Origin of the sequence: Micromonospora pattaloongensis, assembly GCF_900107255.1 — a bacterium.
Taxonomy (GTDB): domain Bacteria; phylum Actinomycetota; class Actinomycetes; order Mycobacteriales; family Micromonosporaceae; genus Micromonospora_I; species Micromonospora_I pattaloongensis.
Genome location: NZ_FNPH01000005.1, coordinates 26,168 through 40,072, shown reverse-complemented (window position 1 = coordinate 40,072; position 13,905 = coordinate 26,168). Strand labels below are relative to the sequence as shown.

Annotated in this window: 14 protein-coding genes and 1 pseudogene; 4 read left to right on the top strand and 11 right to left on the bottom strand. The window is 74.2% G+C overall.

The features are described 5' to 3' along the window. Window positions 1–80 precede the first annotated feature (80 nt). Window positions 81–1,313: an MFS transporter gene (locus tag BLW47_RS15125; RefSeq protein WP_091556926.1), complete on the bottom strand. Its 1,233-nt coding sequence runs from the start codon at window positions 1,311–1,313 to the stop codon at window positions 81–83. A gap of 53 nt (window positions 1,314–1,366) precedes the next feature. Here BLW47_RS15125 and BLW47_RS15120 point away from each other — a divergent pair, with 53 nt between their 5' ends. Then, complete coding sequence (locus tag BLW47_RS15120; protein WP_091556922.1) at window positions 1,367–1,822, top strand: MarR family winged helix-turn-helix transcriptional regulator; 456 nt, start codon at window positions 1,367–1,369, stop codon at window positions 1,820–1,822. Between the two features lie 45 nt (window positions 1,823–1,867). Here the strand turns inward: BLW47_RS15120 and mctP are convergent, their stop codons facing one another. From mctP to BLW47_RS15085, 7 genes and pseudogenes are all read right to left on the bottom strand, one after another. Further along, complete coding sequence (mctP, locus tag BLW47_RS15115; RefSeq protein ID WP_091556918.1) at window positions 1,868–3,529, bottom strand: monocarboxylate uptake permease MctP; 1,662 nt, start codon at window positions 3,527–3,529, stop codon at window positions 1,868–1,870. A 7-nt stretch (window positions 3,530–3,536) separates the two neighbouring features. Further along, window positions 3,537–3,776 carry a DUF3311 domain-containing protein gene (locus tag BLW47_RS15110; RefSeq protein WP_091558083.1) on the bottom strand — a complete coding sequence of 80 codons (240 nt, stop codon included), beginning with the start codon at window positions 3,774–3,776 and terminating at the stop codon, window positions 3,537–3,539. Between the two features lie 154 nt (window positions 3,777–3,930). After that, window positions 3,931–5,181, bottom strand: coding sequence for a bifunctional RNase H/acid phosphatase (locus BLW47_RS15105; RefSeq protein ID WP_091558079.1), 1,251 nt, complete (start codon window positions 5,179–5,181; stop codon window positions 3,931–3,933). Between the two features lie 2 nt (window positions 5,182–5,183). Beyond that, window positions 5,184–5,924 (bottom strand): zinc ribbon domain-containing protein, encoded by a 741-nt coding sequence (locus BLW47_RS15100; RefSeq protein WP_091556913.1) that lies wholly within the window; start codon window positions 5,922–5,924, stop codon window positions 5,184–5,186. A 9-nt stretch (window positions 5,925–5,933) separates the two neighbouring features. Continuing rightward, window positions 5,934–6,769, bottom strand: a pseudogene (locus BLW47_RS15095) (Nif3-like dinuclear metal center hexameric protein); the annotation flags it as partial. A gap of 122 nt (window positions 6,770–6,891) precedes the next feature. Further along, window positions 6,892–7,464, bottom strand: coding sequence for a flavoprotein (locus BLW47_RS15090; protein ID WP_091556904.1), 573 nt, complete (start codon window positions 7,462–7,464; stop codon window positions 6,892–6,894). 16 nt (window positions 7,465–7,480) lie between these two features. Then, window positions 7,481–8,710, bottom strand: coding sequence for a helix-turn-helix domain-containing protein (locus BLW47_RS15085; RefSeq protein WP_091556903.1), 1,230 nt, complete (start codon window positions 8,708–8,710; stop codon window positions 7,481–7,483). A gap of 251 nt (window positions 8,711–8,961) precedes the next feature. Between BLW47_RS15085 and BLW47_RS15080 the strand changes: the two genes are divergently transcribed. Both BLW47_RS15080 and BLW47_RS25130 read left to right on the top strand, forming a co-directional pair. Then, on the top strand, window positions 8,962–9,627 hold the full coding sequence (locus tag BLW47_RS15080; RefSeq protein ID WP_091556902.1) for a bifunctional DNA primase/polymerase: 666 nt from the start codon (window positions 8,962–8,964) through the stop codon (window positions 9,625–9,627). A gap of 104 nt (window positions 9,628–9,731) precedes the next feature. Then, window positions 9,732–9,896 carry a hypothetical protein gene (locus BLW47_RS25130; protein ID WP_175543647.1) on the top strand — a complete coding sequence of 55 codons (165 nt, stop codon included), beginning with the start codon at window positions 9,732–9,734 and terminating at the stop codon, window positions 9,894–9,896. A gap of 15 nt (window positions 9,897–9,911) precedes the next feature. Here the strand turns inward: BLW47_RS25130 and BLW47_RS15075 are convergent, their stop codons facing one another. The 3 genes from BLW47_RS15075 to BLW47_RS15065 are packed head-to-tail and all read right to left on the bottom strand — an operon-like array spanning window position 9,912 to window position 12,550. Further along, window positions 9,912–10,634 carry an FAD:protein FMN transferase gene (locus tag BLW47_RS15075; protein WP_091558075.1) on the bottom strand — a complete coding sequence of 241 codons (723 nt, stop codon included), beginning with the start codon at window positions 10,632–10,634 and terminating at the stop codon, window positions 9,912–9,914. 49 nt (window positions 10,635–10,683) lie between these two features. Further along, entirely contained in the window at window positions 10,684–11,211 is a 528-nt protein-coding gene (locus tag BLW47_RS15070; protein WP_091556901.1) for an FMN-binding protein, read from the bottom strand. Window positions 11,212–11,224: 13 nt separating this feature from the next. After that, on the bottom strand, window positions 11,225–12,550 hold the full coding sequence (locus tag BLW47_RS15065; protein WP_245736669.1) for a ferredoxin reductase family protein: 1,326 nt from the start codon (window positions 12,548–12,550) through the stop codon (window positions 11,225–11,227). Between the two features lie 1,062 nt (window positions 12,551–13,612). Here BLW47_RS15065 and BLW47_RS15060 point away from each other — a divergent pair. Continuing rightward, a complete protein-coding gene (locus BLW47_RS15060; protein ID WP_091556900.1) occupies window positions 13,613–13,864 on the top strand; it encodes a DUF3040 domain-containing protein in 252 nt (83 codons plus the stop codon). Window positions 13,865–13,905: the final 41 nt, after the last annotated feature.

Below are 13,905 nucleotides of genomic sequence, written 5' to 3'. Positions count from 1 at the left end.
GCGAGTAGGTCGTACTCCCCGCGTCACGCGGCCCGGTTACCGCCCGGCGGCGGCGATCTGCGCGGCACCGCCGGACGGAGTCAGTAGGCCTCGCCGACCGCCTCTTCCGGCGTCCGCTCCGCGGCGCGGGCCCGCCGGTTCCAGCGCGACCAGAGCACCCGTTCGCCGTATCCGGCGGCCATCAGGTGCGCGCAGGCCAGGTAGACCAGCGCGCCGGCGGACAGCACCGCGGCCCCGGCCCAGAACGGCAGCGTGTCGGAGTGCTCGGCCAGCTTGCCGGAGATGATCGGCGCGGGGGCGGCGGCGCCCCAGCGGACCAGGTTGAAAGCGCCGGTCGCGACCCGGCGGTCCGGCGACCCGAGTCCGAGCGCCAGGTCGGTGAGATTGGCGTTGGCCAGCCCCATGCAGAGCCCGGCCAGCAGCAGCGCGATGAGCGACTCGGTCAGCCCGGTCGAGGTGGCGAAGAGCGCCAGGCAGCCGAGCAGCCCGGCGACCGCGATCCCGACGGTCTGGACCGCGCCGATGCGGTGCGCGAGCCGGTGACCGATGACCAGGATGCCGGCGGCGAGGCCGAGTCCCCAGCCGGTGAAGGCCAGACCGAGCGGCACGACGTCGAGGCGCAGGAACAGCGGCGTGTAGCCGAGGATCACGAAGAAGACGAAGTTGTACGCGGCGGTCACCGCGCAGAGCGCGACGAACGCCGGCCGGCGATACGTGCCGAAGATGGCGGCCACCGTGACGGGGGGCTGCTTCGTGGCGGGCTCGCGCAGCCGGCGCGCGGCCACGGCCAGGGCGAGCACCATGAACACCCCGCAGACGAAGAACGGCAGCCGCCAGGTCAGCCGGCCGAGCAGCCCGCCGATCAGCGGCCCCACGGCGAAGCCGAGCCCGAGCGCGGTCTCGAAGAGCCCGACCACCCACTCCCGGTCGGTGGCGAGCGCGACGAGCACGACCATCGCGGTGGCGAAGAACATCGCGTTGCCGAGGCCCCAGACGCCGCGCAGCACCGAGAGCTGCACGATGTCGTTGCTGAACGAGGCCAGGATGGCGGCCGCGCCCACCACCGCGACGCCGGTGACCAGCACCGGCTTGAAGCCGAAGCGGCCGCTCGCCAGGGTCGCGGGGATCATCCCCACCGCCATCACCGCGATGTACGCGGTGAAGAGGAGCTCGACCTGCCACGCGGAGACCCCGATCGCGTCGCCGATGACCGGCAGGATCGGGTCGACGACGGCGATGCCGGCGATGGCGAGGAAGGCCACCAGCGTGGTGGCGTAGATGGCACCGCGGTTCGGTTCGTCCTGTCGGCCCACGTCGCCTCCCATATAGCTGTATAGTACAGATACTTCATCTGTATCATACAGCTATGGACGACGACGCGGCCCTCGGGCAGATCGAGACCGAGGTGGCGCTGCTGATGCGGCTGGGCGAGGCGACCCGGCGGGCCACCCCGGTCGCGGCGCACCGCTCGCTGGACCGCGCCGCGTACGTGATCCTGCGGCACCTGCAGGACGCCGGCCCGCAGAACGTCTCGGCGCTGGCCGCGCGTCTCAACCTCGACGGCTCGACGGTCACCCGGCAGGTGTCGGCGATGCAGCGCGACGGCCTGGTCACCCGCGAGCCCGACCCGCACGACGGACGCGGGGCGGTGATCAGGGCAACGCGGGCGGGTCTGAACCGGGTCGACGCCGTGCGGGCCGCGCGCACCGCGCTCTACGGCGAGATCCTCGCCGACTGGTCCCCCGGCGACCGGCGCGCGCTGGCCATGCTGATGCGCCGGCTCAACGAGTCACTCGACGCGCACACCCGCCGGACGCGATGAGCGCGGTGGCCCCGCCCGCGTCGCGGGCGGGGCCACCGCGCCGCCTCAGACCTGGGGGGCCGGCTGCACCGCGGCCCCGCTCTGCTCCCGCGGCTCGGCGCCGACCCGCGGGTCGGTCTCGTCGGCGAAGTAGTCCGCCGGCGTCGTCCCGTCGACCCCCTCCGGCACCTTGGCCGCCCGCAGCGCGAGCGTCAGCACCGCGGCGACCAGCAGGTTCACCAGCACGGCGACCAGGCCGACGTACACCGTCCTCGGGGTGTCGAAGCCGAACTTCTCCAGGGGGAAGGCCGAGCCGCCGAAGTGGGCACGCTTGGCCGCCGGGTTCGGGATCTGGTAGAGCATCCACATCCCGAGCCCCATCCCGGCCGCCCAGCCGGCGATGAGCGCGCCGCGATGGAACCACCGGGTGTAGAGGCCGAGCGCGACCGCCGGCAGGGTCTGCAGGATGATGACGCCGCCGATCAGCTGCAGGTCGATGGAGAACTGCGGGTCGAGGAAGACGATGCAGGCCACCGCGCCGACCTTCACCAGCAGCGAGGTGATCTTCGAAACGTTCGCCTCCTGCGCCGGGGTGGCGTCGCGCCGCAGGTACTCCTTGTAGATGTTCCGGGTGAACAGGTTCGCCGCCGCGATCGACATGATGGCCGCCGGCACCAACGCGCCGATGCCGATCGCCGCGAACGCGATCCCGGTGAACCAGCCGGGGAACTGCTGGTCGAAGAGGAGCGGCACCACGGTGTTGTTGTCGACCGTGCCCGGCTTCGCGCCGGGCAGCGGCGTGACCCCCGCGGCGATCGCCATGAAGCCCAGCAGCGCGATCAGCCCGAGCAGGAAGCTGTACGCCGGCAGCGCCGACATGTTCCGCTTGATCACGTCGCGGTTCTTGCTCGCCAGCACGCTGGTGAGGCTGTGCGGGTAGAGGAAGAGCGCCAGCGCCGAGCCGAGCGCGAGGGTGATGTACTGCAGCTGGTTGTTCTGGTTGAGCAGCACCCCGTCGTTCGGCGCCGGCGACGCGGAGAACTTCGCGTCCGCGGCGTCGAAGATCGCTCCCCAGCCGCCCAGCTTGTACGGGATGTAGATGACCGCGGCCAGGATCACGATGTAGATCAGCGTGTCCTTGACGAAGGCGATCAGCGCCGGCGCCCGCAGGCCGGACTGGTAGGTGTAGGCGGCCAGGATCGCGAAGGCCACGATGATCGGCAGGTGCCGGGCGAGCGCCCCCTCCCCGGTCAGGCCCATGGTCTTGAGCACCGCCTCGATGCCGACCAGCTGCAACGCGATGTACGGCATGGTCGCCACGATGCCGGTGATCGCGATGACCAGGGCGAGGGTCGGCGAGCCGAACCGGTGGCGGACGAAGTCCGCCGGGGTGACGAAGCCGTGGCGGTGCGACACCGACCAGAGCCGCACCAGCACCAGGAAGACCATCGGATAGATGATCACGGTGTACGGCACCGCGAAGAAGCCCGCGGCCCCGGCGCCGAAGAGCAACGCCGGCACCGCGACGAAGGTGTACGCGGTGTAGAGGTCACCGCCGAGCAGGAACCAGGTGATCCAGCCGCCGAAGTTGCGTCCGCCCAGCCCCCACTCGTCGAGGTGCGCCATGTCCTTGGGCGCGCGCCACCGCGCCGCGACGAACCCCATCGCGCTGACGAACAGGAAGAGCGCGGTGAAGATGATGATCTCGGTCAGATGATCGCGCCACATCGCCGCGTCACCCCCGCTTCTTCGTCATCTGGTACACCAGCGTCGTGGTGCCCACGCCGAGCAGGATGAAGGCGAACTGCAACCAGTAGAAGGCGGGGAAGCCGAACAGCCGCGGCGTCTCGCGGTTGAACAGCGGGGTCAGCAGCGGCACCACGATCGGCACGAACAGCAGCCAGTTCCACGGGCTGCGGTCCTTCGCCCTGGAGGCGACGGCCTCCGGCGCCGGACCGACGTCAGATTCATCCATGCCGATACCCTCCCCGACCGTCCCGATCCCACGAATCGGCCGCAGGGTATCCCCGGCCGAGACGGCGGCCACCGTTGACGGACGGGCCGGCGCGCCGAATGGCCGACGCGCTGCGCCGAACGGCGGAGCCCGCCTTGATCGAGTGGCGGGGCCGCTATCCCTCGACCAGGTGGGCGGTGTCGTTGACCGCGCGCACCGCGACCCCGCCGTCCGGCCACGTGTCCACGATGGACAGACCGGCCGGGTCCAGGTAGAGCCGGTGCAGGAAGGCGTCATTGGCGGCGAGCGCGTCGCGCAGCATCAGCTTCAGCGGCGAGACGTGCGAGACCACCACGACGGTCTGCCCGCGGTACGTCTGCAGGAGACCGGACACCGCGCGGCGCACCCGCGCGCCGACCTCGATGAACGCCTCACCGCCGGGCGGAGCGACGCTCGTCGAGGCAAGCCACGCGTCCATCTCGGCCGGCCAGCGCTCGCGTACCTCGGCGAACGTGCAGCCCTCCCACTCCCCGAAGTCGCACTCGACCAGGTCCCGCTCCGGCAGCACCGGCGTCCCGCCGAGCGCCCCGGCGATCGCCTCGGCCGTCGCCGTACACCGGGCCAGCGGCGAGGTGACCACGGCCGCGACCGACGGGGCCAGCGCCGCGATCCGCGCCGCGGTCGCCGCCGCCTGCGCCGCGCCGCGCTCCGACAGCGGCACGTCGCCCCGGCCGGAGTAGCGGCGCTGCGCGGTCCGCTCGGTCTCGCCGTGCCGCACCAGCAGCAGCCGCGTCGCCGCGGTCGCCGGCCGCGGCTCCCACGAGCTGCGCGCCGTCGGCGCGTCGGCCCGGGCTCCGCCCGGCTGCGCCCCCGACTCCCGCGCCTGTGCGGCCGTCTCCCGTGCCTGCGCCGCGACCTGCCGCGCCTGCGCGCGGGCCGGCGAGTCCGGCGCGGCCACCTCGCGCGGCTCCGGCTCGGGCTCGGCCACCTCGACGGTGCGCACGGTCTTCGGGGTCTTCCCCGCCGCCACGTCCATCGCGGCGTTGGCCAGGGCGTCGGCGTGCTTGTTGCGCTCCCGCGGAATCCAGCCGTAGCGCACCGCGTCGAAACCCCGGCTCAGCGCCGCCGCGCGGGCGGCCAGCGGCCGCAGCCCCGGGTTCTTGATCTGCCAGCGGCCGGACATCTGCTCCACGACCAGCTTCGAGTCCATCCGGACCTCGACCTCGGTCGCGCCCAGCTCGGCGGCCGCCTCCAGGCCGGCGATCAGGCCGCTGTACTCCGCGACGTTGTTCGTCGCCACCCCGATCGACTCGGAGCGTTCGGCCAGCACCTCGCCGCCGGCGCCGCGCACCACCGCGCCGTAGCCGGCGGGCCCCGGGTTGCCGCGCGAGCCGCCGTCGGCCTCGATGACGACCCTGCGGTGCACGGTCACAGGCCGGACTCAGCGGTCCGGACCATGATCCGCCGGCACTCCTCGCAGCGCACCACGTCGTCGGGGGACGCCGCCCTGATCCGTGCCCGGTCGGCCCCGGACAGCTCGATCCGGCAGCCGCCGCAGCGACCGGCCGTCAGCAGCGCGGCGCCGAGCCCGCCGGAGGTCTCACGGATCTTGTCGTAGAGCCCCACCAGGTCGGCCGGCAGGTCGCCGGCGAGCGGCGCCCGCGACGTGGTCTTGAACTGCTCCTCGCGGGTGATCTCCGACAGCGCCTCGTCCCGCCGGGTCTCGGTCTCCGCGCGCCGCTCCCGCGCCGCCGCCAGCCGCTGCTCGACGGCGGTGAGTACGCCCTGCGCCGCCTCCCGCTGCTCCATCAGCTCCAGCTCGGCGTCCTCCAGCTCGGTCTGCCGCCGGTTCAGCGAGGCCAACTCGTGCTCCAGCGCGGTCAGCTCCCGCGCCGGCCCGGTCCCCGCGGCCAGCCGCGCCTGGTCCTTGTCCTTGCGGACCCGCACCTGCTCGATGTCCCGCTCGAACCGCACGATGTCGCGGTCGATGTCATCGACGGCGACCTGCGCGCGGACCCGCTCGTCCTCCAGCGCCGACAGCTCGCGCGCCAGCGCGTCCAGCTCCGCGTGCTCCGGCAGGGTCCGCCGCCGGTGGGCGAGCTGGGCGAGCGCGGTGTCGATGGCCTGCAGATCGAGCAGACGGCGCTGGGATTGCGGGTCGGCCTTCACGGGCGGGGCTCCTTCACGGTCGGGGCGCCGGTCACGGCGGGGGTGCCGGATGCGGCGTGCAACGTCCACGGGTCGGTGTCGAGGTCGGAGACCAGCGTCTCCAGCGCCAGCGTGTCGCGCAGCCATTCGGCGAGCTCGTCCAGCCACGGCCGCTCGGTCGCCCAGTGCGCGGCGTCCAGCAGCGCCGGCCCGCCGGCCGCGACGTGCTCGCTGGCCGGATGGTGACGCAGGTCGGCGGTGAGGTAGGCGTCGGCGCCGGCCGCGGTCGCGGCGGCCAGGAAGGAGTCGCCCGCGCCGCCGCTGACCGCGACCGTCTCGATCACCCGCTGCGGGTCGCCGGCGGCGCGTACCCCCCACGCGGTGGCGGGCAGCGCGCGGGCGGCGCGCGCGGTCAGCTCGGCGAGCGTGAGCGGCTCGGGCAGTCGGCCGACCCGACCAATACCCCGCCCCTGCCCCGCGGCCGGGTCGTCCGGCGGGGCCGGCGACAGCGGGCGCAGATCGCACAGGCCGAGCCGGGCCGCGAGCGCGTCGGAGACGCCGGGGTTGGCCACGTCGGCGTTGGTGTGTGCGACGTAGAGCGCGACGTCGCGCTTGATCAGGTCATGGACGATCCGACCCTTGTACGTGGTGGCGGCCACCGAGGAGACGCCGCGCAGCAGCAGCGGGTGGTGCGCCACGATCAGGTCGGCCCCGACGTCGAGCGCCTCCGCGAGCGTCTCCGGCACGCAGTCGACGACGCAGAGCACCCGTCGCACCGGCAGCGCGGGGTCGCCGACCACCAGTCCGACCCGGTCCCATTGCTGCGCCCACGCCGGCGGGTAGCGTCGGTCCAGCGCCGCCACCACGTCGGCCACGCGCACCGCGCCGGATCCAGTTGTGCCCACGGCCGGCAGCTTACCGACCCCCGCTGTACGCTGCGCCGCCGCACGCTGCGCCGCCGCGCGCCGCCGCCGGTGTCCGCACGGCGTCAGCGCCGGTGGTTGCGCGCCGCCAGCCGCGCGCCGAGCGCGTCGAGCGCCTTGCGCCACGGGAACCGGTCCAGGTGCTTGTCGCCGGTGCCCGGCGCGTGCAGCGGCATCACGTCGTCGCCGAAGAGCACGCTGACCCCCCAGCGCCGCAGCCGGGCGAGACTCTCCCGGAACGCCGGGTGCGCGGCCATCGCCGCGTTGGTGAACGGCACCGCGACGATCGGCAGCCCCTTACCCTGCCCCTCGACCAGCAACCCGAGCGCCAACGTATCCGCGATCCCGGCCGCCCACTTGTTGATCGTGTTGACCGTCGCCGGCGCCACGATGATGGCGTCCGGCGGGGGCAGCACGTCCGGGTCGCCGGGGTTCTTGTACGAGGTGCGCACCGGAAAACCGGTCTGCACGACGATGGCCGGCACGTCGACGAACTTGCGCCCGTCCGGCGTGACGACCACGCAGACCTCCCAGCGCTCGCGTTGCGCCATCGCGACCAGCTCGCCGACGTCGCGGGCCGCCGGCGACCCGCAGCAGATCACGTAGAGCACGCCCCGGCCGGGCAGCGGGTCGCTCATGCCCACCGGGCCCGGCTCATACGCCCACTCCCATGTGCTCGGCCAGCTCCGCGATCGGCGCCGGCGGGGTGCCCCGGGTCCGGCGCAGGACGTCGGACATCACCTCGTGGGCGATCGGACGGCAGCGGATCTCGGCGGGCGCCAGCCGGTCCCCCTCCAGCAGCATTTCGCTGGCCTTCTCGACGTCGCCCAGCTGCGTGTAGCCGCGGGCGATGTCCAGCAGGTGGTGCGCCCGACGCTCCGGCAACAGCGACGCGAAGCCCTCGTGGTCGATCGTCTCGTGCGTCTCGACGGCGTACCGCCCCTCGCCGAGCTCGACCGCGGCCGCCGCACGGTGCAGCTGCACGTTCGTCGGGCCGAAACTCGTCCAGTAGTGGTTGTGGTCCCCGCCGAGCGCCCGGGCCGCCTCGTCGGCCCCGTGCAGCAGGTCGCGCACCGTCGCGCTGTCGCCGATCCGGGCCGCCGCCATCGCGCCCTGCAGCAGCAGCATCCCGTAGACCGACAGCCGCTGCGGGGAGGCCTCGTCGCCGTTGCCGGGGGCGAGCCGATTGGCGATGTTGACGTTGACCTCGAGCGCGGGGCGGGCCCGCCCGAGCGCGAGCAACGCGTTGCCGACCCGGTACGTGGCGACCCCGGCGAGCAGCGGGTCGCCGGCCCGCTGGGAGACCGCGATGGACCGGTCGGCCGCGAGCCAGGAGAGCTCGTGCTCGCCGAGCTTGCGCAACGCCGACGAGGCGATCTGGTAGACCTGCCCCAACAGATGGGCCGCCTCCGGCGCCTGGTCGCCCGAGCCGTGCGCCGTGTCGGCGGCCTGCGCATCGCGCAGCAGCTTCGGCAACGCCCGGGCGAGCACGCCGTACTTGGCGTGCTGGTACGTCAACCAGGCGTGGCTGACCGCCTTGCGGATCTCGGGCACCGGCGGCGGCTGGGGCGCCGCGTCGAAGAACGCGCTGATGCAGTCGTAGCGCTCGAGGGCGGCGCGGATCTCCTCGACCTCGATCTGATCGATGCAGCTGATGCTGTCCGGGCGCCGCTCCGGCTCCCGCCCGAGCAGGAGCTGGACGTCGAGCTGCAGCACGTCGGCGATCTCGTAGACGACGGAGAACTTGTCGAGCCGGCGGACCCCCCGCTCGACCTTGTCCACCCAGCTCTTCGACTTTCCCAGCCGGTCGGCGAAGACCTGCTGCGACATCTTGCGGCGCCCGCGCCAGTACGCCACGCGGCGCCCGATGGGCAGCTCATCCACGTTCGTCCCCTCCCCCCTCGCGTCTCGCGTGTCCCCCTGCCGGATCTCGCAAGAAGGCGACGATGCCGTCGCCCAGTCTCACCCCTGGCGACCGATCGCACAGCATGTGCGTTGCCGCGTCGACCGATGCTCGTAATTTTTGGTGCAACTTGCAAATGGCTCCCTGTGAATGGCAACGACAACGTGACGTGTGGGTGACGGTGATCGATGGCCGGCGTGACACCGGCCGGCAAGGTTGGGGGGGTCCAACCATGGGGTGGAGCGAACGATCGCCTCTGGTCCGGGCGCGACTGCGCAACCGCGCGCTGCGCTACGCGGATCACGGATGGGAGGTGACGCCGGGCGCCTGCCTGAGCCGCGGCCGCTTCGTCTGCGGACGGCCGGGCTGCCCGACCATCGGCTGCCACCCCGCGCTGGAGCGCTGGGAGCAGGCGGCAACCCGGGATCCGCGGCAGGTCGCCGCCTGGTGGCAGCGTCACCCGCACGCGGTGCTGCTGGCCACCGGCCGCGCCTTCGACGTCCTCGATGTGCCCACACATCTCGGGCTCTGGGTGCTCGGCGCCGCCCGGTTGCACGCCCGGATAGCCGGGTCCGACCGCGGCCGGGTCCGCGGACCGGTCGCGGTGACGCCGACCGGACGCTGGATGTTCCTGGTACGCCCCGGCGACCCGCTGCGTCCCGAACTCGCCGACTCGCTGGACGTGGTCCGGCACGGCCGCGGGTCGTGGGTGCCGGCGCCACCGACCGTGCTACCCGAGGGGCCGGTGCGGTGGGTGGTGGCCCCGGAGGAGACGCGGTGGCAGCTCCCGGCCTCGTACGCCGTGCAGGACATGGTGGTCGACGCCCGCACCACCTCGCCGCGGCACCTGATGACCGCGCGGGCGCCCCGACCGCTGCCGCGGCTGCACCGGGCGTGACCGCCCCCGGTTCACCCCGGCGGGTCCGCGTCGCAGCGACCACCGGGGCCCCGCGCTCGTTAACGCGGGTAGCGGCCCTGGTCCGGGCGCGGGTGGGGGCAGACATGCCAGGTCTGAACGAGGTGGGGTTGCCCGGCGGGGTCGAGGCCGACGCGGCGGGCTTCCGGCAGCTGCGCTGGGCGGGGACCCGCCCCGGCGGCGCCGGCCCGGGCAGCTCACGCCCGACCGGTTCGCGCCCCGCCGGCACCCACCGCCCGGTCCGCGCCTGACCGACCGCCCGGGGGCTATCCCGCGACCGGCAGTCCCGCCGACTGCACGCAGTGCTCGTCGTCCATCACCACGGCGCAGTCGTACCCCGGCAGCGCGACCGCCCACCCCGCGCCGGCCGCGCCCATCGCCACCGCCGCGGTCGCGTACGCGTCGGCCGTGCCCAGATCCGGTCCGACCACGGTCACCGAGCGCAGCCCCCAGGCCGCCACCCCCCGGCGCGGGTCGATCACGTGGTGGCCCCGCTCGTACACCCCGGAGGTCGCCACCGCGAGATCCGTGCCGGTGAGCACCCAGGACGTCCGGTGCGGGTCCCCCGGATGCCGCACCCCGATCCGCCACGGGTCGCCGTCCGCGTTGTGCCCGCGTACCCGCACGTCGCCGCCCGCGTTGAGGCAGTGGTTGGCCGCCCCCGCGGCGACCAGCCGGTCGGAGGCGACCTGCACCGCCCACCCCTTCACGTAGCCGGAGGGGTCCAGGCGGCCGGTGGCGTAGCTGTCGAAGTAGCCGTCCGTTTCCCGCCACAGCTCGGCGCAGCGCAGCAGCACCGCGCGCAGGTCGTCCGAGATCTCCCGGTGCGGCAGCTCCCGCCGGTCGAGCCGGGACACCTCGCTGTCCGTCCGGTACGTGCTGAACCGCCGGTCCACCTCGTGCAGCCAGTCGAACACCCCGTCGGCGAGCTCGTCGAGCCGGGCCCGGGGCAGGTCGTCGGCGAGATCGAGGCTGACCGCGGTGCCCATGAGGTGCTCGACCCGGCGCAGCCCCGGCCGCTGGACGACCCCCGACCGGTCAGCCACGCCGCCCTCCCGCCGCCGCGTCGATCGCCGCCGCCAGCGAGTTGCGGTAGCTCTCGCTCGTGGCCGTCGCCCCGGAGACGGTGTCCAGCTCGGCGCTCTGCCGGCCCACGACCTGACCCGCCGGTCCGCTGTAGGCGGCGTCGACGCGCTCGCTGCGCCGCGACGATTCCGCCGTCTCCTGCGGCAGCTCCACGGCGGTCACGTCGCTGATCCGCCCGCGCAGCATCGTGACCCGCACCTGGACCCGGCCGTACTGGTTGGTGACGACCGGGCCGGTGGCGGTCACCGGGGCCGTGTCCGCCGGGGCGGGCGTCGGCTTTCCGGCCCGGGGCGGTGGCGCGCTCCGGCCCGGCTGCCGCGGGGTCGGGGGCGCGGCGGCGACGGCTCCCGCGTCGGACCCGCCGTTCCGGCCGGCCGGAACGTTCTGCGCGACGGGGGCCGGCGACGGCCCGCCCTTGAGCACCACCAGCAGCGTCGTGCTGGCGGCCAGACCGGTGACGGCGAAGACGGCGCGGCGCAATGGATCTCCTCGACTACAGCTCGAAGGTGGCCTGATGGATCTGCCGACGCGGTACGCCGGCGCGCCGCAGCGCGACCGTGACCGCCCCCAGCAGCCCGGGCGGCCCGCAGAGGTAGACGTCACGGCGGGCGACGTCGGGCACGAGCCGGGTCAGTCCGCGCGCGCTGAGCGCCTGCCGGGGCGCCGGATCGTCCCGACCGCCCACCACGTACCAGATCTGGGTTCCGCGCGCCTCGGCGAGCCAGTCGAGCTCGCGCTGCAGCAGCACGTCGGCGGGGGTGCGGGCCCGGTAGATCAGCGCGGCGCCCGGCGGCATCTCCTCCAGCAGCGCCCGGATGGGAGCGATGCCGCTGCCGCCGGCGATCAGCAGCGCGCGCGGCCGCCGCCGGTGCGCGGCGGTGAACGTGCCGGCCGGGCCCACCGCCCAGACCCGGGTCCCCGGATTCAGTTCGCGCAGGTCGGCGGTGTGCGACCCGACCACCTTGACGGTCACCCGCAGCCACCGCCCGTTGCCCGCGGCGGAGAGCGAGAACGGGTGGGACTGCCACCAGCAGCGGCGGGCCAGGAAGCGCCACCGGAAGAACTGGCCGCCGAGAACGTCGAGGCGGTCCAGCCGACGCCCGGTCAGGTAGATGGAGAAGACGTCGGGGCTCTCGGCGACGACGTCGGCGACCCGCAGCCGGTGACGGAGGTTGAAGGCCAGCGGCGTGACGACCCGTCCCCAGACGAGCGCGACCAGCACGACGACGTAGAGCGCCAGCCAGCCGGTGCGCACCGGACCGGGGCGGAACAACTGCTGTCCGTGCGTGAACTGGTGCCCGAAGCCCAGCACCAGCACCGCGTAGCTGGACAGGTGCAGGTAGTACCAGAGCTCGTAGGGCAGCGCCGCGCGGACGGCCCGGATGCCGAGCAGCCCGAGCGCGACCATGATGCCCGCGGCGGCGAACGCGCCGACCATGTGCTCGTACCCGAGTAGCACCCGGATCTCGCCGAACAGCGACTGCCGCTCCAGCCCCGCGTAGCCGACCAGGATCAGCGCGGTGTGCGCGAGCACCGCGATGACGAGCGTGGCGCCGATGTCACGGTGCCAACGGGCCAACTGCTCGGTGCCGATCCACCGCTCCAGCAACCGCAGCCGGCTCATCAGCAGCAGCTGCACCAGCAACACGTAACCGGCGACCAGGCCGGTGATCCGCCCGGCGGCGATCAACACGTCGTCGGTGCCGCGCAGCGAGCCGGTCGGCGTCTCCAGCCACCAGGGCAGCACGCTGGCGAGCAGCCCCAGCCAGAGCACCAGCACGACGAGCCGGCGGCCGGCGGGTCCGCGCCGTTCCGGCACGGCCGCGGGTACGGGTTGCGGTGGTGCGGGTCGCGGTGGTGTCGTCAGGGTGGCCGCCGAGCGCCCTGCCGACGCGCTGCGGGCCGGACCGTCCCGCCTCGGCTCGTCCGGCCACGCCCGGTCATCGCGCCATCCGCGGTCATCGCGCCATCCGCGGTCATCGCGCCAGGACGGGTCACGCGGCCCCGACCGGTCATCGCGCCACGCCGCGGCATCCGACCATGCCGGGTCATCGCGCGACGTCGGGGCATCGCCCGGTGTCGGGGCGCCGTCGCGCCACCTCGGGTCGTCCCGCCACGACGGACCGCCGCCCGACGCGGTCTCGTCGGGCCAGCCCCGATCGTCGCGCCCCGACCGGTCATCGCGCCACGAGTCGCCGTCGGGCCACGAGCTGCCGTCGGGCCAGGCCGGGCGACCGGAGCGCCGTGTCCGGCGGGTCACGCGGCGAGCCCCACGGGAGGGTGCTGACTATGCATCCGGTGCGCCTCTCCGCTCCGCTCGGGAAGGGCGTGCCCCGCCCCGGGCGGGATCCCGTGGCGGCCGTCGCGGACCTCTCCCGTGTCCCGCCGGCCGCCGAGGAAGCCGCCCGCGGGACCGACCCGTCGCCGGGCCGACCCACCGCCGCGGCCTCCCCCGGTGCGCGGGGGCCTGCCGGGGCGGCGCGTGCTCGTCAGCCATGTGCGAAATCCTGTTTCTCCCGGTGCGCGGGGAACGGCCGGGGGCGGCCGTGGCGGGGGTGGTGCGACGGTAGCCAGCGGCATGACCCGTCTCAAGACGTCCGACCGGCGCCGCGCGGGCCACTTAAGACAGAGCTCAGGCGGCGACCACGTGGCGGCGGCGGGGCGCACGGGACGGACCGGGTGTTTCCCGGCGCGGCGCGCCCACGGGCCGAGTGATCGGCGTGCGCGCGGCACAGCGAAACTTAAGGGACCGCTAACCCCACCCCAAGATCGTCACGAACGGCGCGGCCGAGGACCCGGATGGGCCGGATCGGCGTGACGGGCTCAGGAGTGGGTACCTCTGGGGCAGCCCGAGTTGACGCATGAGGGGAAGGGCACCGCCATGCTCAGCAGAGAGGATCAGCGTCGGTTCGACCAGATCACACGGCAACTGCGCATGTCCGATCCGGAGTTCGTCGCCCGACTCGGCGACACCGCCGCCACCCGTCGCAACCGCCTCGCGATCGTCGCCAGCCTGCTGCTCTGGGCGTCCGTACCGGCCTTGACCGTGATCGGCGGCTGGGCGGCCGGCGCCACCTCGGCGGCGCTGCTCGGCATCGCCGGCGTGCTCGCGCTGCGCGCCCGCCCCTGGTAGCACCGTCGATCAAGGGGCGCGCGGCGGCGGCACCGGGGCGT

What these genes read in the sequence shown, in the direction of transcription:
- BLW47_RS25130 (WP_175543647.1), top strand. Translation starts at nt 9,732, where the DNA reads ATGCCAGGTCTGAACGAGGTGGGGTTGCCCGGCGGGGTCGAGGCCGAC.
- BLW47_RS15090 (WP_091556904.1), bottom strand. Translation starts at nt 7,464, where the DNA reads ATGAGCGACCCGCTGCCCGGCCGGGGCGTGCTCTACGTGATCTGCTGC.
- BLW47_RS15110 (WP_091558083.1), bottom strand. Translation starts at nt 3,776, where the DNA reads ATGGATGAATCTGACGTCGGTCCGGCGCCGGAGGCCGTCGCCTCCAGG.
- mctP (WP_091556918.1), bottom strand. Translation starts at nt 3,529, where the DNA reads ATGTGGCGCGATCATCTGACCGAGATCATCATCTTCACCGCGCTCTTC.
- BLW47_RS15120 (WP_091556922.1), top strand. Translation starts at nt 1,367, where the DNA reads ATGGACGACGACGCGGCCCTCGGGCAGATCGAGACCGAGGTGGCGCTG.
- BLW47_RS15080 (WP_091556902.1), top strand. Translation starts at nt 8,962, where the DNA reads ATGGGGTGGAGCGAACGATCGCCTCTGGTCCGGGCGCGACTGCGCAAC.
- BLW47_RS15060 (WP_091556900.1), top strand. Translation starts at nt 13,613, where the DNA reads ATGCTCAGCAGAGAGGATCAGCGTCGGTTCGACCAGATCACACGGCAA.
- BLW47_RS15075 (WP_091558075.1), bottom strand. Translation starts at nt 10,634, where the DNA reads ATGGGCACCGCGGTCAGCCTCGATCTCGCCGACGACCTGCCCCGGGCC.